General features: G+C 38.0%; 31 protein-coding genes and 1 tRNA gene. 15 read left to right on the top strand and 17 right to left on the bottom strand.

What is annotated here, in order from left to right; all coding sequences use genetic code 11:
• Nucleotides 1-52: 52 nt before the first annotated feature.
• From lptC to ACKXGU_RS10845, 4 genes are read right to left on the bottom strand one after another with little or no spacing between them, the layout of a single operon-like run.
• Nucleotides 53-610 (bottom strand): LPS export ABC transporter periplasmic protein LptC, encoded by a 558-nt coding sequence (gene lptC / locus ACKXGU_RS10860; RefSeq protein ID WP_463465338.1) that lies wholly within the window; start codon nucleotides 608-610, stop codon nucleotides 53-55.
• Complete coding sequence (locus ACKXGU_RS10855; protein ID WP_463465337.1) at nucleotides 610-1,995, bottom strand: hypothetical protein; 1,386 nt, start codon at nucleotides 1,993-1,995, stop codon at nucleotides 610-612. Before ACKXGU_RS10855 ends, lptC begins: the two co-directional genes overlap by 1 nt.
• Before the next feature lie 19 nt (nucleotides 1,996-2,014).
• Nucleotides 2,015-3,331 (bottom strand): hypothetical protein, encoded by a 1,317-nt coding sequence (locus tag ACKXGU_RS10850; protein ID WP_463465336.1) that lies wholly within the window; start codon nucleotides 3,329-3,331, stop codon nucleotides 2,015-2,017.
• A complete protein-coding gene (locus tag ACKXGU_RS10845; RefSeq protein ID WP_463465335.1) occupies nucleotides 3,328-4,059 on the bottom strand; it encodes a type III pantothenate kinase in 732 nt (243 codons plus the stop codon). The genes ACKXGU_RS10850 and ACKXGU_RS10845 overlap by 4 nt, the downstream gene beginning before the upstream one ends.
• A 100-nt stretch (nucleotides 4,060-4,159) precedes the next feature.
• On the opposite strand from ACKXGU_RS10845, the gene ACKXGU_RS10840 reads away from it, so the two are divergent.
• Nucleotides 4,160-4,232 (top strand) — tRNA-Phe (locus tag ACKXGU_RS10840).
• Between the two features lie 64 nt (nucleotides 4,233-4,296).
• Here ACKXGU_RS10840 and ACKXGU_RS10835 read toward each other — a convergent pair.
• From ACKXGU_RS10835 to ACKXGU_RS10825, 3 genes are read right to left on the bottom strand one after another with little or no spacing between them, the layout of a single operon-like run.
• The gene (locus ACKXGU_RS10835) at nucleotides 4,297-4,890 is read right to left on the bottom strand and encodes a peroxiredoxin-like family protein (protein ID WP_463465334.1); all 594 of its coding nucleotides are present in this window, start codon (nucleotides 4,888-4,890) and stop codon (nucleotides 4,297-4,299) included.
• A gap of 53 nt (nucleotides 4,891-4,943) precedes the next feature.
• Nucleotides 4,944-5,357: a DUF6691 family protein gene (locus ACKXGU_RS10830; RefSeq protein WP_463465333.1), complete on the bottom strand. Its 414-nt coding sequence runs from the start codon at nucleotides 5,355-5,357 to the stop codon at nucleotides 4,944-4,946.
• A gap of 3 nt (nucleotides 5,358-5,360) precedes the next feature.
• On the bottom strand, nucleotides 5,361-5,918 hold the full coding sequence (locus tag ACKXGU_RS10825; protein WP_463465332.1) for a YeeE/YedE family protein: 558 nt from the start codon (nucleotides 5,916-5,918) through the stop codon (nucleotides 5,361-5,363).
• A gap of 150 nt (nucleotides 5,919-6,068) precedes the next feature.
• Between ACKXGU_RS10825 and ACKXGU_RS10820 the strand changes: the two genes are divergently transcribed.
• The gene (locus ACKXGU_RS10820) at nucleotides 6,069-6,947 is read left to right on the top strand and encodes a sterol desaturase family protein (RefSeq protein WP_463465331.1); all 879 of its coding nucleotides are present in this window, start codon (nucleotides 6,069-6,071) and stop codon (nucleotides 6,945-6,947) included.
• 3 nt (nucleotides 6,948-6,950) lie between these two features.
• Here the strand turns inward: ACKXGU_RS10820 and ACKXGU_RS10815 are convergent, their stop codons facing one another.
• The 9 genes from ACKXGU_RS10815 to ACKXGU_RS10775 all read right to left on the bottom strand — a co-directional run bounded on the left by ACKXGU_RS10815 (nucleotide 6,951) and on the right by ACKXGU_RS10775 (nucleotide 13,837).
• Nucleotides 6,951-7,532 (bottom strand): methyltransferase domain-containing protein, encoded by a 582-nt coding sequence (locus ACKXGU_RS10815; protein WP_463467430.1) that lies wholly within the window; start codon nucleotides 7,530-7,532, stop codon nucleotides 6,951-6,953.
• A gap of 1 nt (nucleotide 7,533) precedes the next feature.
• The gene (gene trxA, locus ACKXGU_RS10810) at nucleotides 7,534-7,830 is read right to left on the bottom strand and encodes a thioredoxin (protein WP_463465330.1); all 297 of its coding nucleotides are present in this window, start codon (nucleotides 7,828-7,830) and stop codon (nucleotides 7,534-7,536) included.
• 8 nt (nucleotides 7,831-7,838) lie between these two features.
• On the bottom strand, nucleotides 7,839-8,843 hold the full coding sequence (locus tag ACKXGU_RS10805; RefSeq protein WP_463465329.1) for a c-type heme family protein: 1,005 nt from the start codon (nucleotides 8,841-8,843) through the stop codon (nucleotides 7,839-7,841).
• Complete coding sequence (locus ACKXGU_RS10800; RefSeq protein WP_463465328.1) at nucleotides 8,840-9,112, bottom strand: heavy-metal-associated domain-containing protein; 273 nt, start codon at nucleotides 9,110-9,112, stop codon at nucleotides 8,840-8,842. Before ACKXGU_RS10800 ends, ACKXGU_RS10805 begins: the two co-directional genes overlap by 4 nt.
• Nucleotide 9,113: 1 nt before the next feature.
• Nucleotides 9,114-9,473, bottom strand: coding sequence for a rhodanese-like domain-containing protein (locus tag ACKXGU_RS10795; protein ID WP_463465327.1), 360 nt, complete (start codon nucleotides 9,471-9,473; stop codon nucleotides 9,114-9,116).
• A 117-nt stretch (nucleotides 9,474-9,590) separates the two neighbouring features.
• Entirely contained in the window at nucleotides 9,591-11,003 is a 1,413-nt protein-coding gene (locus ACKXGU_RS10790) for an MBL fold metallo-hydrolase (protein ID WP_463465326.1), read from the bottom strand.
• Between the two features lie 68 nt (nucleotides 11,004-11,071).
• The gene (locus tag ACKXGU_RS10785; protein WP_463465325.1) at nucleotides 11,072-11,875 is read right to left on the bottom strand and encodes a sulfite exporter TauE/SafE family protein; all 804 of its coding nucleotides are present in this window, start codon (nucleotides 11,873-11,875) and stop codon (nucleotides 11,072-11,074) included.
• Between the two features lie 73 nt (nucleotides 11,876-11,948).
• Complete coding sequence (locus tag ACKXGU_RS10780) at nucleotides 11,949-12,584, bottom strand: Crp/Fnr family transcriptional regulator (protein ID WP_463465324.1); 636 nt, start codon at nucleotides 12,582-12,584, stop codon at nucleotides 11,949-11,951.
• A 5-nt stretch (nucleotides 12,585-12,589) separates the two neighbouring features.
• Complete coding sequence (locus ACKXGU_RS10775; protein WP_463465323.1) at nucleotides 12,590-13,837, bottom strand: cation:proton antiporter; 1,248 nt, start codon at nucleotides 13,835-13,837, stop codon at nucleotides 12,590-12,592.
• Between the two features lie 130 nt (nucleotides 13,838-13,967).
• Between ACKXGU_RS10775 and ACKXGU_RS10770 the strand changes: the two genes are divergently transcribed.
• The 13 genes from ACKXGU_RS10770 (at nucleotide 13,968) to ACKXGU_RS10710 (ending at nucleotide 25,319) form a co-directional block, all read left to right on the top strand.
• Nucleotides 13,968-14,303, top strand: coding sequence for an arsenosugar biosynthesis-associated peroxidase-like protein (locus ACKXGU_RS10770; protein WP_103051038.1), 336 nt, complete (start codon nucleotides 13,968-13,970; stop codon nucleotides 14,301-14,303).
• Nucleotides 14,304-15,356 (top strand): arsenosugar biosynthesis radical SAM (seleno)protein ArsS, encoded by a 1,053-nt coding sequence (arsS, locus tag ACKXGU_RS10765; protein WP_463465322.1) that lies wholly within the window; start codon nucleotides 14,304-14,306, stop codon nucleotides 15,354-15,356.
• Nucleotides 15,356-15,853, top strand: coding sequence for a rhodanese-like domain-containing protein (locus tag ACKXGU_RS10760; protein WP_463465321.1), 498 nt, complete (start codon nucleotides 15,356-15,358; stop codon nucleotides 15,851-15,853). The genes arsS and ACKXGU_RS10760 overlap by 1 nt, the downstream gene beginning before the upstream one ends.
• Complete coding sequence (locus tag ACKXGU_RS10755; RefSeq protein WP_463465320.1) at nucleotides 15,846-16,484, top strand: TIGR04282 family arsenosugar biosynthesis glycosyltransferase; 639 nt, start codon at nucleotides 15,846-15,848, stop codon at nucleotides 16,482-16,484. The genes ACKXGU_RS10760 and ACKXGU_RS10755 overlap by 8 nt, the downstream gene beginning before the upstream one ends.
• Nucleotides 16,441-17,253: a purine-nucleoside phosphorylase gene (locus ACKXGU_RS10750; RefSeq protein ID WP_463465319.1), complete on the top strand. Its 813-nt coding sequence runs from the start codon at nucleotides 16,441-16,443 to the stop codon at nucleotides 17,251-17,253. Before ACKXGU_RS10755 ends, ACKXGU_RS10750 begins: the two co-directional genes overlap by 44 nt.
• 120 nt (nucleotides 17,254-17,373) lie before the next feature.
• Nucleotides 17,374-18,012 (top strand): DUF547 domain-containing protein, encoded by a 639-nt coding sequence (locus ACKXGU_RS10745; RefSeq protein WP_463465318.1) that lies wholly within the window; start codon nucleotides 17,374-17,376, stop codon nucleotides 18,010-18,012.
• The gene (locus tag ACKXGU_RS10740) at nucleotides 18,005-18,733 is read left to right on the top strand and encodes a TIGR04283 family arsenosugar biosynthesis glycosyltransferase (RefSeq protein ID WP_463465317.1); all 729 of its coding nucleotides are present in this window, start codon (nucleotides 18,005-18,007) and stop codon (nucleotides 18,731-18,733) included. Before ACKXGU_RS10745 ends, ACKXGU_RS10740 begins: the two co-directional genes overlap by 8 nt.
• 115 nt (nucleotides 18,734-18,848) lie before the next feature.
• Complete coding sequence (locus tag ACKXGU_RS10735) at nucleotides 18,849-20,375, top strand: carboxypeptidase-like regulatory domain-containing protein (protein WP_463465316.1); 1,527 nt, start codon at nucleotides 18,849-18,851, stop codon at nucleotides 20,373-20,375.
• Between the two features lie 75 nt (nucleotides 20,376-20,450).
• Nucleotides 20,451-20,915 (top strand): hypothetical protein, encoded by a 465-nt coding sequence (locus ACKXGU_RS10730; protein WP_463465315.1) that lies wholly within the window; start codon nucleotides 20,451-20,453, stop codon nucleotides 20,913-20,915.
• Between the two features lie 46 nt (nucleotides 20,916-20,961).
• Nucleotides 20,962-21,654, top strand: a complete 693-nt coding sequence (locus ACKXGU_RS10725) for a glycosyltransferase family 2 protein (RefSeq protein WP_463467429.1) — start codon at nucleotides 20,962-20,964, stop codon at nucleotides 21,652-21,654.
• Complete coding sequence (locus ACKXGU_RS10720) at nucleotides 21,651-23,135, top strand: cellulose synthase family protein (RefSeq protein WP_463465314.1); 1,485 nt, start codon at nucleotides 21,651-21,653, stop codon at nucleotides 23,133-23,135. The genes ACKXGU_RS10725 and ACKXGU_RS10720 overlap by 4 nt, the downstream gene beginning before the upstream one ends.
• Before the next feature lie 35 nt (nucleotides 23,136-23,170).
• Nucleotides 23,171-24,505 (top strand): mannosyltransferase, encoded by a 1,335-nt coding sequence (locus tag ACKXGU_RS10715; protein WP_463465313.1) that lies wholly within the window; start codon nucleotides 23,171-23,173, stop codon nucleotides 24,503-24,505.
• Nucleotides 24,495-25,319: an alpha/beta hydrolase gene (locus ACKXGU_RS10710; protein WP_463465312.1), complete on the top strand. Its 825-nt coding sequence runs from the start codon at nucleotides 24,495-24,497 to the stop codon at nucleotides 25,317-25,319. Before ACKXGU_RS10715 ends, ACKXGU_RS10710 begins: the two co-directional genes overlap by 11 nt.
• Here the strand turns inward: ACKXGU_RS10710 and ACKXGU_RS10705 are convergent, their stop codons facing one another.
• On the bottom strand, nucleotides 25,320-26,099 hold the full coding sequence (locus ACKXGU_RS10705) for an RMD1 family protein (protein ID WP_463465311.1): 780 nt from the start codon (nucleotides 26,097-26,099) through the stop codon (nucleotides 25,320-25,322).

The following is a 26,099-nucleotide window of genomic DNA, read 5'->3' as shown; positions in this document are numbered from 1 at the left end:
GGAGGTTTAAAATTTAATGTAAAGATACTAAAAAAGGAGGCTGAAAAATAAGTTATTCATCAAGAGGTGTGATTACACCATCTATTTCCAAAACTTCGGCTTGGCTAAAATCGGCATTAGAATCAAAGCCCTTCCCGTTAATAACGTCTAGGCCACGTCTAAAGGTCACAGGTTTATTGGTAAACAACCATTCGCGTTCTTGGTCATAATACAGTTGTTCTGCAAATAAGGTATCCTTTTGAGCAGAAGCCAAAATCACATTGCCTTGCATATCAATAATACCTGTTTTATCATAAACTATGGCATAATCTGCAGTAACGGTACTTTGCTCATTGTTTTCATCAAACAATATCAGGTGTGCACCATCAGGAAATTCATTGTAAGCAAAAGTCCTATTGGAAAAGTCAAGCATTTTAGGACTCAATAAGTTAGCCGTTACACGACCAGAATCGGTATATTTTAAATTGATATTTTCAGCAACGCCAATGGGTTCATTTTCTGAAATACCAATTTTGTTGACCTCATCTAAATTGCTTTTGCATGAAAAAAACATAGTCATGGCTATTACCATGACTATGCTTAAATATATTTGATATTGTGTTCTAAACATTAGATTTTAGGAACAGTAATGGTTCTGCCAATCCAGCATCCAATGCTGATAGACTTTCCAGACATATCTTCGCTAAAAATCTCACTTTTCTGTGGTGCTTTGGCTCTATAGCTTGTTGCAGACTGTGCTGCTGAACTTTTTAAAGTTGGGTCTACACGACCGGCTTTTTCGGCTTCGGCAGCAGCTAACCAAAACACGGCACGCTTGTTAAAATTCGTATCACCACAATCGTTAGCACTTCTGTTGTACATGTCAGCAATTTTCAAGTGTGGACGACCATTTGACGGGTTAAGTTGTAATGCTTTATCATAATAACTTCTGGCACTACCATAGCTTCCACGCATTCTTAATTTATCACCAATTTTCTCATTCAATTTAGCTTTCTTGAAATTATCAGTTTCTAAACTAATAGCTTGCTCATAAAACTTAACTGCTTCGTTGGATTGACCAGCTTTGTCCTTTAAAATCCCAATATAGAATGCGGTGTTAGCATCTGGTTGAACAGCGTTTTTCTGCTCTACAATCTTTACGAATAAAGGGTCATCAGTACATTCTTTTTCATACATCTTATTCATTGCACGCTGTAACCAAACGGCATTGTCTTTGTTGGCTTCAAAATCTTTAGTATATAATGGAATTAAGTTTTCGCAATTGGCACGATCTCCTAATTTTTTATCCATATTACTTGAAATTAAATCATAATTAGTTAAGTAACTTTCATAGTATCTTTTGTATCTACCTTCTTTACTGGTTAAAGCTGTTCCAGCATCTTCTTTGGCAACCAATTTATTTAAATCTTCAGAGAAGTTACTGACCTCTATTTCTACTTTTTCAGTTACGTCATCATATTTGTTGAACAAATCAGCAGCCGATTTTTTTCCAGCATCATATAAGTCCACCATTAAAGAAAAATAGGTATATAATGATTTTGGGTTTGTAAAAGTTTCTGGGTCAGCCTTATAAGCAGCATCAAAACACTCATACAACTCTTCATCGGTCAACTTCAACAACTCTCTGTTATCATAAAGTAATTGACAAGATTTAGCACCATATTCTCCCTTTTTGGTTTTACTGGCATAATGCATGGCACGCTCTTCCCATAATTTTTTCAAATCATTGATAAAAGCTACTTTTTCAGCTCCATTGGATTTTTCAATTTTATGCTCCAAAATATCCTCACCAGCAATATAAATATTCAGGTTTAATTTTGGACACTTGTTTCTAACTTTCATCCAAGGCTCAAAAGCGGCGTCGTAATTTTTAGCTTTAGCATACTCAGAGAAAATAGACAAGTTCGTCATACACTCTTCATCTTGTTGTGCATTAACACTATTAAAGGCCAAAAAAACCAGCACCAGCGTTAACCATGTAATTTTCGTTTTCATAATATCAAATTTATAGTGTTTATTCATATTTTCTTTTTTGGAACCATCTATCATTTAACGACAAACTTAAATGAAAATTAAAAAAGTTCTCTTGTATTAAATTGTTTTTTGTGGTTCCCCGTTTTCCTAATTCAAAACCTAGATTAGCATTCGAGAAAAAGTCTCTGGCGCTACCTATTGGTAATCCTACTCCAAAAGATATGCCAAACTCATTAATACTGGTGTTGTTAATATTTAAACCAGTGTCTTCAAAGCGTAATCCAGCCCTGTAAACCATTCGTTTAAAGTAACTTGAAAAAGAATTATATTTAGGAACCATAAATCCTCCAATAGCAAAACTTGAACTATTTGAATAAACTGTACCGTTATTACTGTGAAGTTCATTTACAAATTTTTCCGTGTTTTGAAAGGTATATTCTGCACCAACAAACCAAATTCTTGGTTGGCCAATTCCAGCTCCCAATGAAAATTTAGAAGGCAGTAAAAAATTGGTTTCATCCAACCCTTGTGATTCCAGATCGGCTTCAATAGTATTCACTATAAATTCTTGACCGGAAGATGAATTGATAACAATGGTATTGAACGAACGCTCATTTCGAGATTGTAATTTTGCTTGTGGCGTATAGGTAACTCCCGATTTCAACTCCAGCTTATCAGTAATCATTCTTTGATAGGTCAGCCCTATATTGAAGCTCAAACCGCTTAAATCAGATCGATTGTTTTCCCTGGATTGATATTGCAATAATTCTCCGTCATCATTGTATCCAAATACAATCGTACTATTCTTGATATTACCAAAATTATATCTGGCATCTACCCCAATACTAAAATGATCATTAATTAAATAGCCAACTGACAAATAGGTTCTGTTAAGACCACCTTCCCCTCGAAATCTTTCACTCAACTGGTCACTACTGTTAAGAGTTTCCAATTTATACCCAACCGAGGTATATGGTATTAAGCCAACTCCAACACCAACTCTACCAATTGGGATTGACAAGGCCAAATAATCAAAAGTAGATGAAGACAATCTATCATCTCCCGAATCACTTTTTAATTTTAAACTTGAGTGGGATCCTGCAACGGCAAATTTAACGGGTCTACCCTCATTACCATACATGGCCAAACTTTTTCCGGCATAGGAGGCAGGGTTTCGCAAGTTGATATGAATACTGTCTGTATAGATACTTAAACCACCCATACTTCTATTTTCCACTGTCCCTTTAAATTTTAAGCTACCAATTCCGTAAAACGAGTAAGGTGACGACGTACCTTCCTGTGCATAAATTTGAATGGTAAACAGCGCGATGAAAACCAGTACAAGTTTTTTAATCATTCTTCTGAATTAAATTGTAAAATATAGTTTAAGCCCTCCAACAGGAAATTAGAGTTCGCAAATATGCTACTTTTTAATTGTTTAGACAAAAAATTAGCGTTTCCTCCTGTTAAAATAACTGTTAAATCTTCGAATTCCTGCCTATAATCATTAATTACACCGTCAATTTCATGGATTACGCCATTCATAACTCCGGAATGAATAGCTTCTTTAGTGGTCTTCCCTACCAGATATTTTGGAGCCGTTGGTTTTAATAACGGCAAGTTGGCTGTAAGATTGTTAAGCGACTTATAGCGCATGTCAACCCCAGGAGATATTCCACCGCCTAAATATTGGTTGTCAGCTGTTACGATATCATAGGTTATACAAGTTCCAGCATCTATGATTAACACATTAGATTTTGGGTAGTTTTTTACTGCAGCCGAGACTAATGCTATTCTATCCACTCCTAGTGTTTTAGGCGTTTGGTATTTGTTAATAAAAGGTAATGGGGTATTTGAATTAAGTTCTAAAACAGGCAACTTCTTTTTTAAATACCGACTATCATCTTCATTTAGTTTCCCAACTGAAGAAATAATACAATCATTGATGGAATGGTATTTCTGAAGTACGCTATTGAGTTCTTTTGCAAAAGATGCTAATTCAAAGCTTGTTTTAAAAACAAGGTCATCATTTTGAAAAACAGCGAACTTGGCAAACGTATTTCCTATATCAACAACTAAATTCATAGCGCTATTAAAAACGGCAAAATTACAAAACGATTTTTTATAATTTTTCTTTTGGAGGATAATAAAAACAACTTATATTTGCATCCGCATTAATGCAACTGGTGCCTTAGCTCAGTTGGTAGAGCAAAGGACTGAAAATCCTTGTGTCCCTGGTTCGATTCCTGGAGGCACCACCGCTAAAAACCCGAACAAATTGTTCGGGTTTTTTGGTTTAAAAAGTATGTTATTTTTCTAATTTTAAGCTTTTAAAGCTATCAAATTGGCTATCAATAGCTCTGAACTTAATCGTATTTTATAGTTTGGATTGATATATTCAAACAAGATTTCACCTGAAGTATTTAAAACAAAAACGCTTGGAACTGGTAATATCTCCGTAGCGTCCATTTTGGTTTTCTTGGTAATATACATTTTGGCCATACCAGGTGTTTTAAATCCAATACCCATTTCTTGAATAAGCTTTGCTTGGGGATCGACATATACCTGATAGTTCAAACCTTCGGTCTCAATCGTTGGTTTCAACGACGCAACATGGTCAGGGCTCACGGCTACAATTTGATAGCCTAAATCAATGATTTCCTGCTCCACTTCTCCCAAAGCCACTAATTGCTCATTACAATACGGACACCAACCACCTCTATAGAAAACGAGCACAGTGGGCTTTTCTTTAATGACTTTATGAATAGAAACATCGCGACCGTTTACATCCAACAATTTGGCATTGGGGATGCTTTCTCCAATCAACAAAGGGCTGATATCTTCTGCTTTTTCGGGAACTTGAGCATATAATGTAAGTGATAAGAATAAGGCAAACAAAAGTGGTAAAGACTTCATAAGATTATTTTCCTGATTCAGTCCATTGTTTGTTTAACTCCTTACAAAATTATTTAATGTGGTAATTTATCTTTCAACAAACCATAGACAAAGGTTCCGACAACAGCAGCCAAAACCACCAGAATCATAGGCATAAATCCCGCGCCCACCAGAGTATACATAGGCCCTGGACAAGCACCTGCCAAAGCCCAACCCAATCCAAACAGAATGCCGCCAATTATATAACGATAAAAACTTTTCTCTTTGGCTTCAAAATGAATAGCATTCTTATAAAATGATTTGATGTTAAATCGCTTTATAGAATAAGTCATTAAAACACCCAATACCAGTGCTGACCCAATAATGCCGTACATATGGAATGCCTGAAATTGAAACATTTCATAGATTCGAAACCAAGATGCCGCTTCCGACTTAAACATGGTAATACCAAATAGAACACCTATGACTAAATAAACAATTGTTTTCATCTCTTAAAATATTAGTGGGAATAACACATGAACCATCAATAATCCACCAATAAAAAAGCCAACAACAGCAAGCAATGATGGTAATTGCAAATTACTCAAACCTGAAATGGCATGACCGGAAGTACAGCCACCCGCATAGCGTGCACCAAAGCCAACCAAAAATCCGCCAATAATTAAAATTGCCAAGGCTTTGAAATCTGAAAAAACGGTATTATTAAATAACTCGGTGGGTAAGTAAGCCTCGCCTGCACTCTCAAAACCTAATGCCTTCAAATTGGTAATGGTATCTGGATTAATAGCTACAGCGTCAGAAGGTGTCATAAAATTAGAAGCTATAAAACCACCAATGACAGCACCCAAAACAACGACTAAATTCCAGCGTTGAGACTTCCAATCAAAATCAAAAAAAGTGGCTTTCTTCCCAGCTCCCGCCATACTACACATAGTTCTTAAGTTTGAAGACATTCCAAACCGTTTATCAACCATAATCAACAAAAACATGATAAAAGCAATCATGGGACCGGACACATACCAAGGCCAAGGCTCATTTATTAAATCCATTTCAAAAAAAATTTTTACAAAGAAAACGAAAATTGATGCTACCAAGCACATTTCGTAACATTAGTTACTGACTTTAACAGTTACTTAGTGCAATTTTGTATAAAATCATTTTATCAATTGTCCGTAACTTTGTAAAATAACATCTATTCTATGTGGGAATATATTGAAGTTTTTATGAATGCCTTCACAGGAACGCTGAATTGGACTTGGAATTCCATAACGTTTCAAGTGCCTTGGTATACGAATTACTTTTGGGGGTTAATTGTCATCTCTTTAGTGGTGTGGCTACTGGAAATTGCCTTTCCATGGCGCCAAGAACAAGCTATTTTTAGAAAAGACTTTTGGCTGGATACCTTTTACATGTTCTTTAATTTTTTCATTTTCGCCATTATCATTACCGGTGTCTATAGTGTTTTAGAGCTTGCCTTCAGCAATATGGGGATTTCTATGAAAAGTCTTGCTATCGTTGATATTTCAATTTGGCCAATGTGGCTCCAGTTGTTGGTGTTTTTTATAGTATTGGATTTTGTGCAATGGTTTACCCACGTTATGCTGCATCGTTTTGAGGTGTTATGGCGTTTTCACCAAGTTCACCATAGCGTAAAAGAAATGGGATTTGCAGCCCATTTGCGTTATCACTGGATGGAAAACATACTTTATAAGCCATTGAAAGTTTTTGGCGTCATGATTTTAGGTGGTTTTGAACCCGAACAGGCTTACATTGTTCATTTTATGGCTATTACTATTGGTCATTTTAACCACTCCAATATCAAGATTACTTGGGGACCTCTTAAATATATATTTAATAATCCGGTCATGCATTTGTACCATCATGCCTACAGCTTACCAGGTAATAGGCAATATGGAGTAAACTTTGGGATTAGCTTAAGCCTATGGGATTATATTTTTAAAACTAACTATGTGCCTGAAGACAGTGGAACCATTGAATTGGGATATAAAGGTGATGAAAACATGCCTCAAAATTTCTGGGGACAATTAACCCATGGTTTTTTTAAGAACAAGAAGTAAATCTTATTTCTTCAGCAACTTGATAAATAACTCGCGACCGGCTCTACTTTCGATGGAATTGTAGCATTCCTGAAAAATATCAATATAAAAATAGGGTTCAAAATAATGTAGATATTCTTTTTTTGAGCCTCCAAAAGGCGGTCTATCCGTATTCAAAGTATCATTGAACAACAAACCCACCAGTTTACCATTTGTTTCTAAAAGCTCAACCATTTTTTCAGCATAAGCCATTCTCAAATCTGGATTTATAGCACAAAAAAAGGTTTGCTCCAATATTAAATCAAAAGTCTCATTCAAATCAAAAAAGTTAGCATGATGTAGTTGTTCTTCAGGAAATTCAGGGACACGAGCCTTTAAATTACTCAAAGCCGTATTTGATAAGTCAACGACATGAACATTTTGAAAACCATTTTTAATAAGGTATTCGGCTTCATAGGCATTACCAGCGCCTGGAATCAGAATTTTGTTATTTTTATTCTGTATTTGATCAATATAGGCTTTTAACGGTGTAGAAACATGACCAATATCCCAACCCGTATCATGGTTTTTATAGCGATTGTCCCAAAATTCTTCAGATAAATTCAAATCAGGCATGTGATTTTATCAGGGAAATTAAGTCGTTCTTTTGAACGACTCCAGATTGCCTCCATAGTTGTTTGCCCTTTTTATATAATACCAAAGTGGGGACACCTCTTACCTGCATTTGTGCAGCCAGAGCTTGGTTTTTATCCACATCTACTTTTAAAATTGACACCGATTCACCTAGTGCATCCTTGACTTCTTTTAGAATAGGCGCCATCATTTTACAAGGGCCACACCATTCTGCAAAAAAATCCACGAGAACCGGTTTGTCTTGATTTATTAAACTAGAAAAGCTACTCATAACAAAATTTACTTATTAAATGATATGCTCCACATGCCTCGCACTTCATTTTCACCATAACCCGTTGCCAAATCCTGTGGGTACAAGCTTTTTATAGTTTTATAAACTTCGGATTCAATATGCTTCCCATGACATTGCAAGCATATGCTGTTTGTCGTAATGGGATAGTAAAAGTTTACAGATTCAGCACCTACTTCAACAATGGCTTGTGGCTCTTCACTTTTAGCAATAACTTTCTTGAACTTATTAATGAGGTTTACTTCGTGCGAACTCGCTGCATTGTATGGATTTCTAGGTTTATCAGATACACGTTTGATGGTCGCATTATAAACTACGGCCATACTATCCGTCAACGGATAGGCCGCTTCGTTGCAAAAGGCAATGGCTTCCAGAGTGCCTTTTTTCTGAATGGTTCCCATTAAGTTCTTTCCCAATTCAGCCTTCGTCCCCAAAGCGTATTTCAATCCGCGTTCTTCAAAGCTTAAATCTGAATCGTCAACTTTGGCTTGTTGTTTGTCCATCATCTGACCATGATGGCCATTTCCCTTGCCTAGGCCTTTACCCTGACCGTGCCCTTGTTTAAAATGTTCTTCAAACCACTCGGGTTGCTCAATCTCATTGTCATAAATGTAATCAGCAATTTGGGTAATGGTTGCCTCTGGATAATTGGCTTTAGGCATAACACCAAATCTTTTCACAGCACCAATCATCTTGGCATCGTCAGCATTTGGATTTTTCATAAAATCCTGAATACTTTTTATAAAGTCTTTTTTTGAAATACCATCTGTTAAATAGTGCTTCTTGACAGCAATCATGGGAGGTGCTATTCGGTTCTGCTCACTAGCAGTTGGATTATGGCACACATAACAGTTGGTTTCCATGAGTTTTTTGCCAGGATGCTCTTCAGAACTCTTAATGGATTCGATTTCAGCATATTCGCTGTTGTGGTTGTTGTTTTTACAACCTGCCATCAAAAGTAGAAATACCAAAACAAAGGAAGTTCTCAAAATCATGATTTTGCCATTTTTCCGGTTGCACAACTGATGTATGATTTAGCTTTTGTAATCATGGAATTTGCCGCATCTAGTTCTGGATAGCCAATGGCTTTCAATCGGTCTTTAGCTTCAATCAACTGATCCTCTTGACTATATTGGAACGCTACCACACTGTTTTCAACATCAACATGAATGTGTTGAAGCCCCTCAATTTCAGATAGCTTGTTCTTGACGGTGTTGGCACAACCGCCACATTTTAAGTTTTGGATTACAATAGCTGCATTCATCTTATTTCCAATTTAAATAACCACCTTTAAGGTCGTAAATTTCCTTGAAACCCATGGCTACCAATTTTTTAGAAGCTTGAGCACTACGCATACCGCTTCGGCAATAAACATAAACAGGCTTTTCCTTATCTAATTTTTCAAATTGACTAGCGAAAGACGGCGCGTTAAAATCAATATTTTGGGCATTTTTAATATGACCCGATTGGTATTCGCTTGGTGTTCTGACATCCACCAATTGTACTTTTCCTTTTTCAATTTGCGTTTTATATTCTGTTGGAGCCAAAACCTTAATGGCAGAATCTTGACTGGTTGTTCCGAATAACATAGATATTATTGACATAATGATTACTATTTGTTTCATGTTTAACATTAATTTCAAGTGTAAAATTACAACTTTGCTGTAAGCCTGTCCGTAACATTTGTTACTAAAAAAAGAGCGGCAGTACCGCTCTTTCAAATATCTAATTCAGTTTTCAAACTATTTTAATGTCGAAGGGCAAACGTAATCCGTTACTGGGATTCCTGCTTTTTTAATAGCACCAAAACCACCGGCAACATCTACTAAATTATGAATACCGCGACTTTTCAAAATGGATGCTGCTATCACACTACGATAACCACCAGCGCAATGCACATAGAAAGTCTCATTTTCTGGAAACTCACTCAAATGATCATTCAAGAAGTCCAAAGGCGTTAAATGCGCATCCTTTACATGCTCGCTAGCATATTCACCTTCTTTTCGAACATCAAAAACTGGTATATTCGAATCCGCTAATTTTTCTTTAAAGACATCTGCCGAAATGGATGAAATGGTATCGTATTCTTTAGAAGCTGCTTTCCAGGCTTCAAAACCACCCTTTAAATATCCCAACGTGTTGTCAAAACCTACACGCGATAGTCTAGTAATGGTTTCTTCCTCTCTTCCTTCAGGGGTCACCAATAAAATCGGTTGCTTTACATCGGCTATCAATGCGCCAACCCATGGCGCAAAACCGCCATCAATACCTATAAAAATAGATCGTGGTATATGTCCTTTCACAAACTCACTTTGATGACGCACATCCAATACCACGGCTTCTGTCTCATTGGCAGCAGCTTCAAAGGCATCTGGCGTTAAAGCTTGTGTGCCACGTTTTAATACCTCGTCTATGTCATCATACCCTTCCTTGTTCATTTTAACATTCAACGGGAAATATTTTGGCGGAGCCTCTAAACCTTCCGTTACCTCATTAATGAATTCCTGTTTAGTCATATTAGCTCGTAAGGCATAATTCATATTTTTTTGATTACCGAGCGTGTCTACTGTTTCCTTCATCATATTTTTACCACAGGCCGATCCTGCACCATGAGCTGGATAAACAATAACGTCGTCCGCTAATGGCATAATTTTGCTCCGCAAACTATCATATAACATACCAGCCAATTCTTCTTGAGTCATATCAGCTGCTTTTTGAGCTAAATCTGGTCGTCCAACATCTCCTAAAAACAGCGTGTCGCCACTAAAAATAGCATGGTCTTTACCATTTTCATCGCGTAACAAATAGGTTGTGCTCTCCATGGTATGCCCTGGTGTGTGCAAGGCTACAATGGTGATGTTTCCAAGTTTAAATTCCTCATGATCTTTAGCTATATGGGCATCAAATGAGGGATTAGCTGTTGGCCCATAAACGATTGGAGCGCCTGTCTCTTTTGATAGGGTAACATGCCCACTCACAAAATCAGCATGAAAATGGGTTTCAAAAATATATTTAATCTTGGCGTTTGCTTTCTTGGCTCTTTCAATGTAAGGCTTTACTTCTCGCAACGGATCAATAATAGCCACTTCACCTTCACTCTCTATGTAGTATGCACCTTGAGCTAAACATCCAGTATATATTTGTTCTATCTTCATCTTTCTAAATTTTAATTTTACAAATTTACGATTTGATTATCAATCAAGCAGTAACTTAAGTTACAATCCTATTTTACAAAAAACTCCATGTAAAAAATAAATATGGCCATAACAAAAATAAAGTATCCAAATCCTTTTTTCAACTTATTACCATCAATAAAATTCCCTAAATAACTACCAATAAAGATACCAATTAAGGATATACCGGTAAATGTGATAAGAAATGTCCAATCAATTTCCATAGTCACGGCATCTCCCAAAAAGAATCCTAACAAGGACTTAAAGGCTATAATGATCAATGAGGTTCCAACAGCAACCTTCATTTTGACATTAGCGAGAATCACTAACGCTGGAATAATTAAAAACCCACCACCTGCACCAATCAATCCTGTTATAGCTCCAACAACCAATCCTTCCACTAAAATCAACGGGTAATTATACTTAACCGCTTTATCAACTACTTTATCCTCCCGTTTTTTCAGCATGGAAAACGCTGCTGGAAACATAAGCAGTGCGAAAAGCCCAAACATACCCATACGCCTAGTGAACTCAAAATCGCTTATTTCAAACAACACATCTGGTAATGCAGGCACCAAATAATGTCTTACCAAAGTAACTCCGACAATGGCAGGTAAACCAAAAACAACTGCTGTACGCCAATCCACATAGCCTTTAAAATGCTGTTTAACGCCACCAATTAATGAACTAAAACCTACAATAAACAAAGAATAGGCTGTAGCTACTTTTTCATTAACCACAAATAAATAGGCCAATACTGGTACTGCCAAAATGGACCCACCACCTCCTATCAAGCCAAGTGAAATGCCAATGATCAAAGCGCTGATATATCCAAAAATTTCTAGTAGTTCCATATTTAGTATTGATAACATTTGAGGCAAAAGTACTCATGCTTTCAAAAGTTATCAGTAACAACTGTTACAATGACTAGTTGATGTTCTTTATCACAATATGATTTCTGTGTAACTCCACCTTTCCTAAATTCTCTAACTTTTTAAGAAGTCGTGAAATAACCACCCGCGATGTATGTAACTCGTAAGCTATTTCTTGATGCGTACTGTTGATGATATTATCGTTTGAAATCCGGGCTTTTTCATTAAGATATTTCAACAAGCGCTCATCCATTTTTAAAAAGGCAATACTATCAATGGTTTCCAACAACTCATTGAGTCGATTATGATAGCTTTCAAACACAAAATTCCGCCAACTTTTATATTTGGCTGACCATTCTTCCATCTTTTCTATGGGAATCATAATGAGTTTAGCATCCGTTTCTGCAATGGCACGAATCTCACTTTTGGTCTGACCCAAGCAACAAGTTAAGGTCATGGCACAGGTATCGCCTTTTTCCAAAAAATAGAGTAACAGCTCATCACCATCATGATCTTCCCGTAAAATTTTTATAGCTCCAGAAATCAATAAAGGCATCGAACGGACGTACTCGCCAATCTCAATCATTTTATGTCCTTCAGGAATATCCTTGTAAGTTCCAACCTGATTAATCTCGTTTAAAAGCTCTTTTTCAAAAAGATGCGCATAGTTCTGGGTAAGTTCTTGAATCATAATTTTTAATTAATGGTTGGTGTAAATCGCTTGACCAAATTACCCAAAGATAATCCTTGAACTAAAATGGAAAATATAACAATGATATAGGTAATTACTAAAAATAAGTCTCGGTGCATATCCAATGTCAATCCCAGTGCCAAAGCAATCGAAATACCGCCACGCAATCCACCCCAGGTCATGATAAGATTGGTTTTTGGAGCAAAGTCCAAACGCTTTTCAAAAAACTTAACAGGCAGCAATAAGGACAAATAGCGACAAATTAACACTACTGGAATAGCCACAAGTCCCGCAAACATATAATTGGTTTCAAAGGTTAAAACCAAAATCTCCATACCTATCAACACAAATAAAATGGTATTCAATAAAATATCGACCAATTCCCAAAATTTATCCACATAGCTTTCGGTTATTTCTGACATGGCTGAATTTCTCACTGTATCGTTTCCAATAACCAATCCGGCTGTTACCATGGCCAATGGTGCTGACAAGTGATATATTTGCGCGACGACAGTTCCTCCCATAACAGCAGCTAATGTTATAATAACTTCAATATCATAATCATCAATAGACCTCATTAATCGATAGGTAACCCATCCAACAGCCAGTCCTAATGTTATGCCGCCAATAACCTCAACTACAAAGAGCTCAAAAATTTCAGACACTTGAATTTCGCCACTGCCCAATTGAGCTATTTTTAAAATGGTTAGAAATACCACAACGCCCACACCATCATTAAATAAGGACTCCCCAACAATTTTAGTCTCCAATTTTTTAGGAGCACCTACATTTTTAAGAATACCCAAAACAGCAATAGGGTCAGTAGGCGAGATTAAAGCACCAAACAAGAGACAATAAACCAATTCTACTGGCAATCCAAAAATCGGTAATAAGAAATACATGGCATAGCCAACCAAAAAAGTAGAAGTCAAAACTCCTATTGTGGCAAAAACCAAGACTGGCCATCGTTGCACGCGCAACTGCTCAAAATTGGTATGCAAGGCTCCCGCAAACAGCATAAAACTCAACATAACATCCAGTAGGATTTCCTTAAAATCAATTTGTGTAATAATGTAGCGTTCTGCATTTAGTAAGGTTGAATCTACCGCACTCAAAGCAAAAACTGCCAAGGTAAAAACAATAGTTATCAGCATAAGCCCTATCGTATTTGGGAGCTTTAAAAACCGCACATTAACATAACCAAAAATAGCCGATATGACCACCAGAACAGTGGCTATATGAAAGTAATCCATAACAATAGTTTATATTATTTGCAATATACCATTTTTCGTTTTTTCAAGAATTGAAACTTCATATTTTCTGTAATCTTTAATTCATAGCTTCGACTTAAAACCGTATATTCCATTTTCAAAAAATTAAACCATGCAAAAAACCTATTACGACCCAGCCGATCTCAAAAAATTTGGAAAAATATCGGATTGGAATGAGGAATTGGGCTCTAAATTCTTCGATTATTACAATGCTGTTTTTAAGGAAGGCCATTTAACCGAACGGGAAAAGTCCCTGATTGCGCTGGCAGTTGCCCATACTATTCAATGTCCTTATTGTATTGACGCCTATACGGGTGATGGATTACAACGTGGCATTACTAAAGCCGAAATGATGGAAGCACTGCATGTAGCTGGTGCCATTCGTGGAGGCGCTTCCTTGGTTCATGGTGTCCAAATGATGAATAAAGTCAATAAACTGGATTTATAGATGCTACAATCGCTCCATAAGAGACATAGTGAATTAGCCGAAAGCAACCGACAACTGGAAATACTGTCTAATGGTATCTTTGAATCTGATGAATTGCCTAAATTTAAAAACAAGCTGGCCGAAAGCCAACAATTTCCATTGAAAGCCAGGAAGCTGGAAATCCTTCAAATTAATGTAGGTTACATGTGCAATCAAGTTTGTGCGCATTGCCATGTAGATGCTGGACCTGATCGTAAGGAAATTATGACCAAAGAAACCATGCTACAATGCTTGGATGTGATAAAACAAACCGAAGCTCATACATTAGATTTAACAGGTGGTGCTCCAGAAATGAATCCCAATTTTCGATGGTTTGTGAAAGAAGCAGCCAAGGCAGGCATTAAGGATTTTATTGTGCGCTCCAATTTGACCATCATTAGAGCTAATAAAAAATATCATGATTTACCAGAGTTTTTCAAAAAACACAACATCCATGTCGTGAGTTCCATGCCACATTGGACTAAAGGCAAGACCGATAAGCAACGTGGTGATGGTGTTTTCGACAAATCTATCCAGGCACTTCAAGATTTGAATGCCATAGGTTATGGTATGCCTGAAAGTGACTTGCGTTTGGATTTGGTTTACAATCCCTCTGGCGCCTTTTTACCAGGAAATCAAGCAGCATTGGAAAAAGATTTTAAAAAATCGCTATTAGATGATTTCGGGATTCATTTTCATAATTTGTTTGCACTAACCAATTTACCCATCAGTCGATTTTTGGATTACTTAATTGCATCCGAAAATTATGAAGATTATATGTACGCACTGGTTGAAGCATATAACCCTGAAGCTGTCAAAAACGTCATGTGTACCAATACCTTATCAGTAAGCTGGGACGGATTCTTATATGATTGTGACTTTAACCAAATGCTACAATTGCCCGTAAACAGTCAGGCCAAACACATTTCTGAATTCAACGAATCCCTTCTTGAAGGTAGAAATATTGTCATTTCGCAGCACTGTTATGGCTGTACCGCTGGTGCTGGTAGTAGCTGTCAAGGAAGTGTTACCTGATGAAACGATATATCCTAAATATGGCCCTGATCGTGTTTGGTATAGTTTCTGGCTATTCCCAAGAGTCGTTGTCTGAATTACTAAAAAAATATAACACCAATTCGGTGCCATATATAAGTGTTCAGGAATTAGCCATGCCGAAAACACAAGCAGTGATATTGGACGCTCGAGAACGCCCAGAATTTGAAGTGAGCCACATAAACAAAGCTATGTACGTGGGTTATAATAATTTCCATTTGGATGAAGTTCAGACCAAAGTACCTGATAAAAACCAAACCATTGTGGTGTATTGCTCGTTGGGTATTCGTTCGGAAGATATTGCGGAAAAACTTCAAAAAGCAGGATATAAACAGGTCTATAATCTATATGGTGGCATCTTTGAGTGGAAAAATGCTGATTACACAGTTTTTGATGACAAGGGTGAAACCACCAAAGTGCATGGATTCTCAAAAGACTGGAGCAAGTGGCTAAAAAAAGGAGACTGTGTCTATGAGTAAGGATTTGCTGATTGTATTTGTGAAAAACAGCGAGTTGGGCAAAGTAAAAACACGCCTGGCAAAAGACATAGGTGACGAAGCTGCTTTTGAAGTTTACAAAATACTCGTATCTAAAACCGAGCAAGCCACTAAACAGGTAACTATTGACAAGCACATTTATTTTTCAGATTCCATTGAAGAAACAGGATGGCATAATGATTTCAAAACCATTCAACAAGGAAATGATTTGGGCGAACGCATGAAAAACGCCTTCAATGACGGTTTTAAAAAAGGCTATCAAAACATTGTACTCATAGGCTCGGATTTGCCAGATATTTCAGAAGAACTCATAAACAAATCCTTTGGCGCACTGAAAACGTCCGATACCGTTTTTGGTCCAGCTGAAGATGGCGGTTATTATTTAGTTGGCATGAAACAGCTTCATAAAAACCTTTTTAAAAACATGCCTTGGAGTAATTCCAAAGTGTTTGAAGAAACTATGAACGTGTTACAATCTCAATCTATTTCAGTAGGTTTGTTAGAAACACTGAACGATATAGACACCCTTGAAGATTTAAAAAATTCATCCATTTATAAGATATATTTACATGATAAAATTCATCACGGAGACAACCGAATATTTACAAAGTAAAGGCTTTGAAAACCCTGAAATTGGCATCATCCTAGGAACAGGATTGGGAAAACTATTGGAAGAAGTCGAAATCCTCCATGAAGTGAGCTACAACCATATCCCAAACTTTCCAACCGCTACGGTCGAATTCCATAAAGGCAAACTCATTTACGGAATTATTGAAGGCAAAAAAGCCGTCATCATGCAAGGACGCTTCCATGTATATGAAGGTTATACACTACAAGATGTCACCTATCCGGTTCGGATTATGGAAAAACTGGGTATCAAAACACTTTTGGTTTCCAACGCCTCTGGTGCCATCAACCTAAACTTTAAAAAGGGAGAACTCATGCTTATTGAAGACCATATCAATCTGCAAGGTAGTTCGCCACTGGCTTTTAAAGGTGTAGAATTTTTAGGTGAACGTTTTACCGATATGAGCGAACCTTATGACCCAACAATCAATGCCAAGTTTGAATCCATCGCCAAGGAACAAGGCATCGCACTTCATAAAGGCGTTTATGCATCGGTTGTTGGACCTCAATTGGAAACCAAGGCGGAATACCGCATGTTAAAAATCATTGGTGCCGATGCTGTGGGTATGAGTACCGTTCCTGAAATTATTGTGGCCAACCATTTAGGTTTAAAGGCTGCTGCGGTTTCGGTGTTGACTGACGAATGCGACCCAGACAACTTGCAACCGGTAGACATTACCGAAATCATAGAAATGGCTGGCAAGGCGGAACCACAAATGATAACGCTTTTCAAGGAATTGATTAAACAACTTTAAGGGCTTATTCCATTTGGAATAATTATTGAACTCAATGGATAAATGAATATGATGATTCGAAATTTATTTTTAATTACTTGCTTTCTTTTGGTTTCTGTAGTATCCACCAGAGCACAATCGATGGATCATAATCTATGGACAAGCTTCCTACAAAAACACGTATCCATAACTGGTCAAGTTGATTATAAAAACATATTGGCGGATGATGCTGAATTGAAGGCTTATATTCGGCAACTAAACAATAATACTCCAAATAAAAACTGGTCCAAAAACGAAACTTTAGCTTACTGGATAAACGCCTACAACGCCTTGACCGTTGATTTAATCCTTCGGAACTACCCAATAAAAAGCATCAAGGACATCAAAGACCCATGGGATCAAAAGTTTTATTCATTCAATGGCGAGATGCTTTCCTTAAACCAAATAGAACATGACATCCTACGTAAAATGGACGAACCTCGTATACATTTTGCCATTGTTTGTGCTTCGGAATCCTGTCCAAAGTTGCTTAATGAAGCTTATGTTACCGATAAATTGGAAGAGCAACTAACCAATGCTACAAAGACCTTTTTAAATGATAATTCCAAGAACATCATAACAAGTAATCAATTAGAATTATCTAAAATTTTTAAATGGTTTACCAAAGATTTTAAACAAAAGGGTTCGCTGATTGATTTTCTAAACCAATATTCAGAGGTGCTCATTTCTGATAACGCTAAAATCAGTTATCTGGAATACAATTGGGATTTAAATGACTAACCAACTCTCCATAATCATTCCCATACTAAATGAAGCTGACAACATCATCCCACTATTAAATCACCTAAACACCAATGCCTCTCTAGAAAACATATCAGAAATCATCATGGTTGATGGTGGTAGCACCGACGGAACTTTAGAAAAAGTAAACGTCTATCTCACTTCGAGTGATTTAAATGCTTTCAAAAGCAAAATTAAACTCTTAAATGCCCTAAAAGGTCGCGCCAAACAAATGAATGTGGGCGCCAATCACGCTACCGGAAACATTCTCTATTTCCTGCACGCCGATTCCTTTCCACCCAAAAACTTTGACCAACTCATCATCAATCAGGTTACTAATGGCAATCATGCAGGTTGCTTCCGATTACAGTTTGATAGCAACCATTGGTGGTTACGTTTGGCAAGCTGGCTCACGCAATTCTCATGGCGAGCCTGTAGAGGTGGTGACCAAAGTCAGTTTATTACCAAATCTTTGTTTGAAGAAATTGGCGGTTATGATGAATCTTATATTATATATGAAGACAATATCCTGATTAACGAACTCTACGCCCGAAAAGAATTTGTGGTCATCAACAAAAAACTAGTAACATCGGCACGGCTTTATGAAAAACACGGCGTTTGGAAATTGCAATACCTTTTTTGGACTATCTATGCAAAAAAATGGTTCGGTGCATCCGCAGAGGAACTCTACAGCTATTACAAAAAGCACATTGCCCAGTAACAAAACCCATGGTGCTCTCGTCTGTTAAATATTAGATAAAATTGACTTAAGAAACTTTTAAAAGTGATTATCAATCCTTTTTAAAAGAATACTTTCGAATCAAAACAAACAACAGATGAAACTAACCAGCATTGCTTTAATAGTTACGGCACTTGTAACAACAACCACATTTTCACAACACAGTGTTTCTGCTAAATTGATAGATTCCACCACCCAAAAACCCATTCCATTTGCAACCATTGCCATAGACGACCGAACAGGTGTCATCACCAATGATAATGGTGATTTCAATATTACCATTGACAAAAAAATCACGGAATCCGATTCGCTGTTCATCAACTGTTTGGGTTATGAAGAAAAACGCATCGCCATCAATACCTTTACCGATAGCATTATTCAGTTACAAACAAAGGCCATTGATTTAAGCGAAGTCTTTCTGACCAATAAAAACTACACCATCGATGAGATTTTGGAACGCGTCAAGGAAGGGCTAGAAATCAACTACGATTTTGGCTATACCAAACGCAAACTATTCTACCGGGAATCGTATTACACCGAAATGCTCAAAACGGATGTCAATATCAAAAAATCAACCATCCCAGAATTCAACCAGGCCTTTATGGATAGTGTTGTGTCGGCCATTCCAAGAAACACGGATAACCACACCGAAATATTAGGCGAATTATATGGCAAAATAGAAAGCGGGCAACCACAAAAAATGGATATCCTAAAGGCTTCCCGTTTATACGACAAGAAAAACGAGGTCACCTTTGAAAATTATGAAGACCGTTTTAACCAGATTATCAAAAAGCATGTGAAACGTGACTCCTATTTTAAAATCAAATCGGGTTGGTTCGGCACCAAAGAGGAGATTGACTCTACATTTTTTGAAGAGGAAAAAGTGGATGAAGAAACTGCCGAATTCATAGCTCAGAAACAAGAACAGGAAGCAAAACGTAAGGAAAACTTCCTAAAATGGTGCAAACACACCATTCACAATTTTGAAAACGACGGCTTCATGGCCGAAGATACCGATCTCAACTTTCTGGAAAAGTCCCGAAAATATGACTTCGAACTGCATGATTTCGCCTACCTCAACAACGAGTTTGTGTACACCATCAGTTTCAAGCCAAAGCGTGGAGCCGATTTTGAAGGCACTATGTATGTCAACACACAAGATTTTGCCGTGGTTCGTGTCGATTATAAAAACGTCAAGCCATTACGTAAGTTCGGTTTATTGGGTATTTCCTTAAACGAATATCTAAAGGAAGGCACCATCATTTACCAAAAAAATGATAACGACAAATACACTTTGAAATATGCAGATGCTTCCTTCGGAAAGCGCGTGGGTATTAAGAGACCCATCAAGATTATCGAAAAAAACAAACACGTTAAAGGTCGACGCAAACAAAACGAAGTGGCTGGCGATATTCACTTTATCGTCAAGAATATTGACAAACGTGAACTCATTGTTTTTGAATCGGACCCCATTACGGATACCGATTTCAATGCCTTTACCGAAGTACCCGATGTCACGCCAACCTACCTGCCAAAATACGACCCTGAATTCTGGAAAGGCTATAACATCATTGAACCCAATCAGGCTATCAAGGACTTTAAAATCATGGACAGCGCCAATTAAGTCTTAAAATTATTATAAATTAACCCCGAATCCATAAGGTTTTAGAAAATGCACGACTAAAACCCAAAACGGAATATGAGCAACAGTATCAATCAAACCCAAGAAAAAGAACCCAATATATTCAAATGGGCATTGAAGTTTGCCGCATCGGCTGGAATCGCAGGTATTATTTGTTGCGTAGCCCCAGCAGTGCTGTTTATGTTTGGCCTTATGGGTGGCATTTATGCCATTTCCTTTGCCGATTTCTTTTATGCTGAAGACGGTTCCGTGGGCTTGGGCTCTTGGATACTTCGTGGTGCTGCCGTACTTATTGGCATCTATGGTATTTACCTCTATCGCAAAAAGCAAAATCAATGCTCTATTGACCCAAAACGTAAGCGCAAAAACATCATTTTGGTAACCATCATTACCGCTGTTTTGGGTGTGGGTATTTTCCTGACCTTGGAAAAATGGTCGTCCTGGTATTTCGATAAGCACATTGTGCCGGCTCAACAGGAAGAATATCGTCAAATGGAATTACAAAATCAGGCTGGCGAATAGCACGAACGCCTAAACAATCGTATTTTTGCATCAGCAAAAAATTACCATGCCCAGTATTTCTGTCATCATTCCAGCATTCAATGAAGCCGATGCCATCACACAGGTCATTCAGGATATTCCTGATACTGTCCATGAAGTGATTGTAGTCAGCAACGGCTCTACTGATAATACAGAAATCAACGCCAAACAAGCAGGTGCAACGGTTTTAACAGAATCACAAAAAGGTTATGGCTATGCCTGTTTAAAAGGCATGGATTATCTAGCCAAGCTATCCACCAAACCAAATATTGTGGTGTTTTTGGATGGCGATTACTCCGATTATCCCCAAGAACTCACCAAACTCATCCAACCCATCACCGAAAACAACCTCGATTTTGTAATAGGTGCGCGCAACAAACGACTACGAGAAAAGGGTTCTATGACAGGGCCGCAGATTTTTGGAAATTGGTTGGCAACAACCCTCATGCGAATTTTGTTTGGGGCAACATATACCGACTTGGGTCCTTTCAGGGCCATTAAGTACGACAAACTGTTGACTTTAAACATGGAAGACAAAACTTATGGCTGGACGGTAGAAATGCAATTAAAAGCCCTAAAACACAAGCTAACCTATACCGAAATTCCGGTGCGATACCGCAACCGCATTGGCGTGTCTAAAGTATCAGGTACGGTGAATGGCGCTGTTATGGCAGGTATTAAAATATTGGGTTGGATTTTTAAATACGGATTCACAAAATGATTTGGGAAGGCATCATCATAAGCATCTACACCTTGGCCATTTTGGTCATTTTTGCCTATGCCTTGGCACAGCTAAACCTGCTCACCAATTATTTACGCGCCTCCAAAAAAACAGACCAAGCACCACAATTCGATTTAGCCAATCCTAACGAAGTACCATTAGTCACTATCCAGTTACCAGTTTACAACGAACTCTATGTCATGGAGCGACTGCTCAACAATATCGCTCAAATAGCGTATCCCAAAGACAAACTGGAAATACAAGTGCTGGATGACTCCACCGATGAATCTTTGGAAACCACCAGACAACTGGTTCAAAAATTGCAGGCAACTGGTTTGGATATCAAACACATCACACGAACCAACCGCAACGGATTCAAAGCTGGGGCACTCAAGGAAGGGCTGAAAACCGCTAAAGGCGAATTCATCGCCATTTTTGATGCCGACTTCCTACCCAAACCCAACTGGCTACAACAGACCATTCCCTATTTTAAAGACAGTCACATTGGTGTGGTACAAACCCGTTGGGGACATCTCAATCGCGATTACTCCCTGCTCACCAAAGTACAGGCCTTTGCATTGGATGCGCATTTCACCTTGGAACAAACCGGCCGAAACAGCCAAGGGCACTTTATAAACTTTAACGGAACCGCAGGCGTCTGGCGAAAGACCTGCATTCTGGATGCGGGCAATTGGCGAGCCGATACCCTCACCGAAGATCTGGACTTAAGCTACCGCGCCCAATTAAAGAACTGGAAATTCAAATACTTGGAGCACGTAGAAACACCTGCCGAACTTCCCGTCGCCATTAGTGCAGCTAAATCGCAACAGTTCCGTTGGAACAAAGGCGGTGCCGAAAACTTCCAAAAAATGCTGCTTCGGGTATTAAAAAACAAAGAGCTATCAGTCAAAACCAAAGCACATGGCCTGCTCCATTTACTCAACAGCACACTGTTTTTAAATGTACTCCTCGTGGCCATATTGAGCATTCCCATGCTATACATCAAAAACCAGCACCCAAGTCTTAAACCCTATTTCAGTGTTATGAGTGTTTTCGTGTTAAGTACCATGATATTCTTTGCCTGCTATTGGGTAGTCTACCGGCGTATCTATGGTAATACGCTCAAGGATTTCATAAAATACATCGGGATGTTCTTCACCTTTTTCTCGGTAGCTATGGGCTTTTCCTTGCATAATACCGTAGCAGTTCTGGAAGGCCATTTAGGTAAGCGAAGCGAGTTTATTCGTACTCCAAAATTCAATGTCAATACCATGCAGGATACTTATAAAGACAACAAATACCTTAAAAACACGGTCTCATTTCAAGTTGTTTTAGAAGGGCTGCTTATGGGCTACTTTGCCTTTGGTATGTACTCGGCATTTGTAGTAGGTACTGGCGATTTTGGACTCTTCCCCTTCCACCTGATGTTGTTTTTAGGCTTTGGGTATGTGTTTTTTAAATCTGTTTTCGCAAGGGTTTGATAATCATTATGCGCCTTAAAAGCTATATTTGATCTATGTATAACAGTGAGGTTACCAAACAAAACACGTGGCTTGGGCTTTATATACTGGCGTCCATAATACTGTATGGTCTGTTTGCCTATGCCTTGGAGCGTACTCAAAGCCTTAAATTAGTACTGTTGTACGCTGGGCTATTTTGGTGTTTTTATAAGCTGGTATCACTGTTAAAACACCACCCAAAATGGCTCACAGCCTTGGCTTTTGGCTTTCGGGCACTGTTTATTTTGGCAATCCCCAACCTCTCACAAGACTTTTACCGCTTTATCTGGGATGGCCGTATGCTATTGGAGTGTTTCAATCCCTACCTCTACACACCTCAAAGTCTGTTGGACCAAGGGTTACTGCCAGTAGGACAAACCCAAGAGCTCATTAGTGGCATGAGCAGTTTAAGTGCTGGCCATTTTACCAATTATCCACCTTTAAACCAACTATGTTTTGTAATTGCGGGTTTGTTGGCAGGTAAAAGTATAATCGGTTCAGCCATCGTATTACGCAGCATCATCATTGCAGCAGATTTGGGCACTTTGATTTATGGTAAAAAGCTACTAAAGGCATGTAACCTACCTACACACCACATCTATTGGTATTTCCTCAATCCGTTTATCATCATAGAACTCACAGGCAACTTACATTTTGAAGGGGTCATGGTCTTTTTTCTGGTATGGAGTCTCTATCTGTTACACAAAAACCAATGGCAATGGGCAGCAGTCCTATTCGCTTGCTCGGTATCAGTAAAATTAATCCCTTTGCTGTTCCTGCCGCTTATTTGGAAATACCTCAAACTTAAAAGCGGTTTTTGGTTCTGTATGATTGTTGGTGGTTTAAGCCTTTTGTCATTTTTACCATTCTACAACCCACAATTCCTTACCAACTACACCGAGACCGTTACCTTATGGTTTCAAAACTTCGAGTTTAATGCCAGTGTGTATTACCTCCTCCGTGAAATTGGCTATTGGGTATCGGGCTACAACCAAATCGCCCTCATCGGAAAGATGCTTGCCATAGCGGTTTTTGGCTGGGTGCTTTACCTAACCTTTGCTAGAAAAAACAACAGCACGCCACAACTTATTACAAGTATGCTTTGGGTCTTAGCAGGCTATCTGGCTTTGGCAACCACGGTGCATCCGTGGTATCTCACAACGCTACTCATGTTATCGGTTTTCACAAAATACAAGTTCCCTTTGGTTTGGAGCTTGATGATTGTGTTAAGCTATCTGGCGTACAGCCAAAATGACTACCAAGAAAACCTCTGGATTATCGCATTTGAATATGTGGTAGTTTTTATAGTATTTTTGTGGGACTTAAAAACAACAAAGGCACTTGACAATTAATTTTCCAAAGCTCTTTAGAAGACTCCTGCGTATCATCGTCACCTTGGTGCTGTTGTATCTTCTGTCTTTGGTATTTATGTATTTTAAACAGGAACGCTTCTTTTTCAATCCCAAACATTTGGACAAAAACTATGTCTACACCTTTGAACAAGATTTTGAAGAACTGAATATTCCTGTGGCTGAAGGTGTCAATCTTAACGCCCTATTGTTTAAAACAGAACAGCCTTCTAAAGGTGTGATTGTATATTACCATGGTAACGCAGGTGCCATCCATGAATGGGGCACACGCGCACCACTGTATTTGGATAACGGTTATGATATCCTCTTTTTTGACTACCGCAATTATGGAAAAAGTGATGGTGAGTATTGCAACACCCAAGACCTACTAAACGACTCTGAAAAAGTCTACGAGTTTGTAAAACAACGTTATAATGAAGACCAGATTATTGTATTAGGCTATTCATTAGGTTCGGGTTTGGCGGCTTATGTGGCCTCCAGAAACAAACCCAAGATGCTCATTCTAAATGCGCCTTATTACTCTTGGAAAATACTCATCACAGAAGAAATTGCACCACCTATTCCAGAGTTTTTAATTAAGTATGATATTCCAACCTACGAGTTTATAAAAACAGTCATCTGCCCCATAAATATCTATTACGGAACACGTGATTTTTTAATCCATCCAGATACCAACGCTAAAAAGTTGCAACAAATTCAGCCTAACAACATTAGCTTACATCCTATTCGTGAAGGTGGTCACAACGGTTTGCACATTACGAAACAATACTACGACGAGCTAAAGAAAATTCTGTAGTTAAAAGAACAGTTTAGCAATAAACAGGTCCACAACCTCAACCAAAATAAGGATGATGATAATCCACTCCAGCTTACTGCTTTCCTTGTGGTCCATAATATCCTTGAACAGTTCCAAGTTCTCTTTGATGATATCAATTCTATCGTGAATAAGGTGATAGCGATCCTTAAGGTCGAATGTTTGCTTAAGGTCCAGATTCAGTTTGTTTAGCTGTTCATCTTCCCAAGTAATATCGGGTGAATCAAAAATATAAAGGTTCTCGGAAATCTTGTTTTTGATGTTTAATATCTTACCAATAAAGCGCTTAAGTTTATTACCTGAAATATCCAGTTTCCCTTTTTTCTCCAAAAACAAGGTATGCTCATTGGTTTCAATCAATAAGTTTTCGGTAATCTCGGAATAGTTATTCAATGCCACCGATTGCGAAGCATTCAGCATCACCAATCGAACCATCTCGGAACTTAAAGTGGGTAGAATCACCTTTTCAAAGGTAACTTTTAGGGTATTTGGAACAATCTCCACTTGGATATCTTCAGCATGCTTTTCTGAAATGGCATTACGAAAGAATGGCATAATATCTTGCAGCACCAAATCAATCTCTTGAGACGACATGTTAAAAAAACTTACCATCCCATAATGGAAAATATACAGAAATTGATCGTCGGACTTTTTGAAGTACAACTCATCACTATCCTGAAAGAGCAATTGCCAAGGCAGTTGCTCCTTACACTGTTTAATATTAATGGTGTCTGCTACTTGATAAGCGACAACGTGATACAT

This window comes from Hanstruepera sp. CR43, from assembly GCF_055227665.1.
Note: the sequence above shows the minus strand (reverse complement) of the source record. Positions and strands in the feature narration are given on the sequence as shown.

Coding starts and splice junctions, on each gene's coding strand:
- ACKXGU_RS10715 (WP_463465313.1), top strand. CDS start 23,171: ATGTATAACAGTGAGGTTACCAAACAAAACACGTGGCTTGGGCTTTAT.
- ACKXGU_RS10805 (WP_463465329.1), bottom strand. CDS start 8,843: ATGATTTTGAGAACTTCCTTTGTTTTGGTATTTCTACTTTTGATGGCA.
- ACKXGU_RS10770 (WP_103051038.1), top strand. CDS start 13,968: ATGCAAAAAACCTATTACGACCCAGCCGATCTCAAAAAATTTGGAAAA.
- arsS (WP_463465322.1), top strand. CDS start 14,304: ATGCTACAATCGCTCCATAAGAGACATAGTGAATTAGCCGAAAGCAAC.
- trxA (WP_463465330.1), bottom strand. CDS start 7,830: ATGAGTAGCTTTTCTAGTTTAATAAATCAAGACAAACCGGTTCTCGTG.
- ACKXGU_RS10775 (WP_463465323.1), bottom strand. CDS start 13,837: ATGGATTACTTTCATATAGCCACTGTTCTGGTGGTCATATCGGCTATT.
- ACKXGU_RS10705 (WP_463465311.1), bottom strand. CDS start 26,099: ATGTATCACGTTGTCGCTTATCAAGTAGCAGACACCATTAATATTAAA.
- ACKXGU_RS10760 (WP_463465321.1), top strand. CDS start 15,356: ATGAAACGATATATCCTAAATATGGCCCTGATCGTGTTTGGTATAGTT.
- ACKXGU_RS10750 (WP_463465319.1), top strand. CDS start 16,441: ATGATAAAATTCATCACGGAGACAACCGAATATTTACAAAGTAAAGGC.
- ACKXGU_RS10720 (WP_463465314.1), top strand. CDS start 21,651: ATGATTTGGGAAGGCATCATCATAAGCATCTACACCTTGGCCATTTTG.
- ACKXGU_RS10795 (WP_463465327.1), bottom strand. CDS start 9,473: ATGAAACAAATAGTAATCATTATGTCAATAATATCTATGTTATTCGGA.
- ACKXGU_RS10855 (WP_463465337.1), bottom strand. CDS start 1,995: ATGAAAACGAAAATTACATGGTTAACGCTGGTGCTGGTTTTTTTGGCC.
- ACKXGU_RS10790 (WP_463465326.1), bottom strand. CDS start 11,003: ATGAAGATAGAACAAATATATACTGGATGTTTAGCTCAAGGTGCATAC.
- lptC (WP_463465338.1), bottom strand. CDS start 610: ATGTTTAGAACACAATATCAAATATATTTAAGCATAGTCATGGTAATA.
- ACKXGU_RS10780 (WP_463465324.1), bottom strand. CDS start 12,584: ATGATTCAAGAACTTACCCAGAACTATGCGCATCTTTTTGAAAAAGAG.
- ACKXGU_RS10800 (WP_463465328.1), bottom strand. CDS start 9,112: ATGAATGCAGCTATTGTAATCCAAAACTTAAAATGTGGCGGTTGTGCC.
- ACKXGU_RS10740 (WP_463465317.1), top strand. CDS start 18,005: ATGACTAACCAACTCTCCATAATCATTCCCATACTAAATGAAGCTGAC.
- ACKXGU_RS10850 (WP_463465336.1), bottom strand. CDS start 3,331: ATGATTAAAAAACTTGTACTGGTTTTCATCGCGCTGTTTACCATTCAA.
- ACKXGU_RS10735 (WP_463465316.1), top strand. CDS start 18,849: ATGAAACTAACCAGCATTGCTTTAATAGTTACGGCACTTGTAACAACA.
- ACKXGU_RS10845 (WP_463465335.1), bottom strand. CDS start 4,059: ATGAATTTAGTTGTTGATATAGGAAATACGTTTGCCAAGTTCGCTGTT.
- ACKXGU_RS10835 (WP_463465334.1), bottom strand. CDS start 4,890: ATGAAGTCTTTACCACTTTTGTTTGCCTTATTCTTATCACTTACATTA.
- ACKXGU_RS10830 (WP_463465333.1), bottom strand. CDS start 5,357: ATGAAAACAATTGTTTATTTAGTCATAGGTGTTCTATTTGGTATTACC.
- ACKXGU_RS10755 (WP_463465320.1), top strand. CDS start 15,846: ATGAGTAAGGATTTGCTGATTGTATTTGTGAAAAACAGCGAGTTGGGC.
- ACKXGU_RS10820 (WP_463465331.1), top strand. CDS start 6,069: ATGTGGGAATATATTGAAGTTTTTATGAATGCCTTCACAGGAACGCTG.
- ACKXGU_RS10725 (WP_463467429.1), top strand. CDS start 20,962: ATGCCCAGTATTTCTGTCATCATTCCAGCATTCAATGAAGCCGATGCC.
- ACKXGU_RS10825 (WP_463465332.1), bottom strand. CDS start 5,918: ATGGATTTAATAAATGAGCCTTGGCCTTGGTATGTGTCCGGTCCCATG.
- ACKXGU_RS10785 (WP_463465325.1), bottom strand. CDS start 11,875: ATGGAACTACTAGAAATTTTTGGATATATCAGCGCTTTGATCATTGGC.
- ACKXGU_RS10730 (WP_463465315.1), top strand. CDS start 20,451: ATGAGCAACAGTATCAATCAAACCCAAGAAAAAGAACCCAATATATTC.
- ACKXGU_RS10745 (WP_463465318.1), top strand. CDS start 17,374: ATGGATCATAATCTATGGACAAGCTTCCTACAAAAACACGTATCCATA.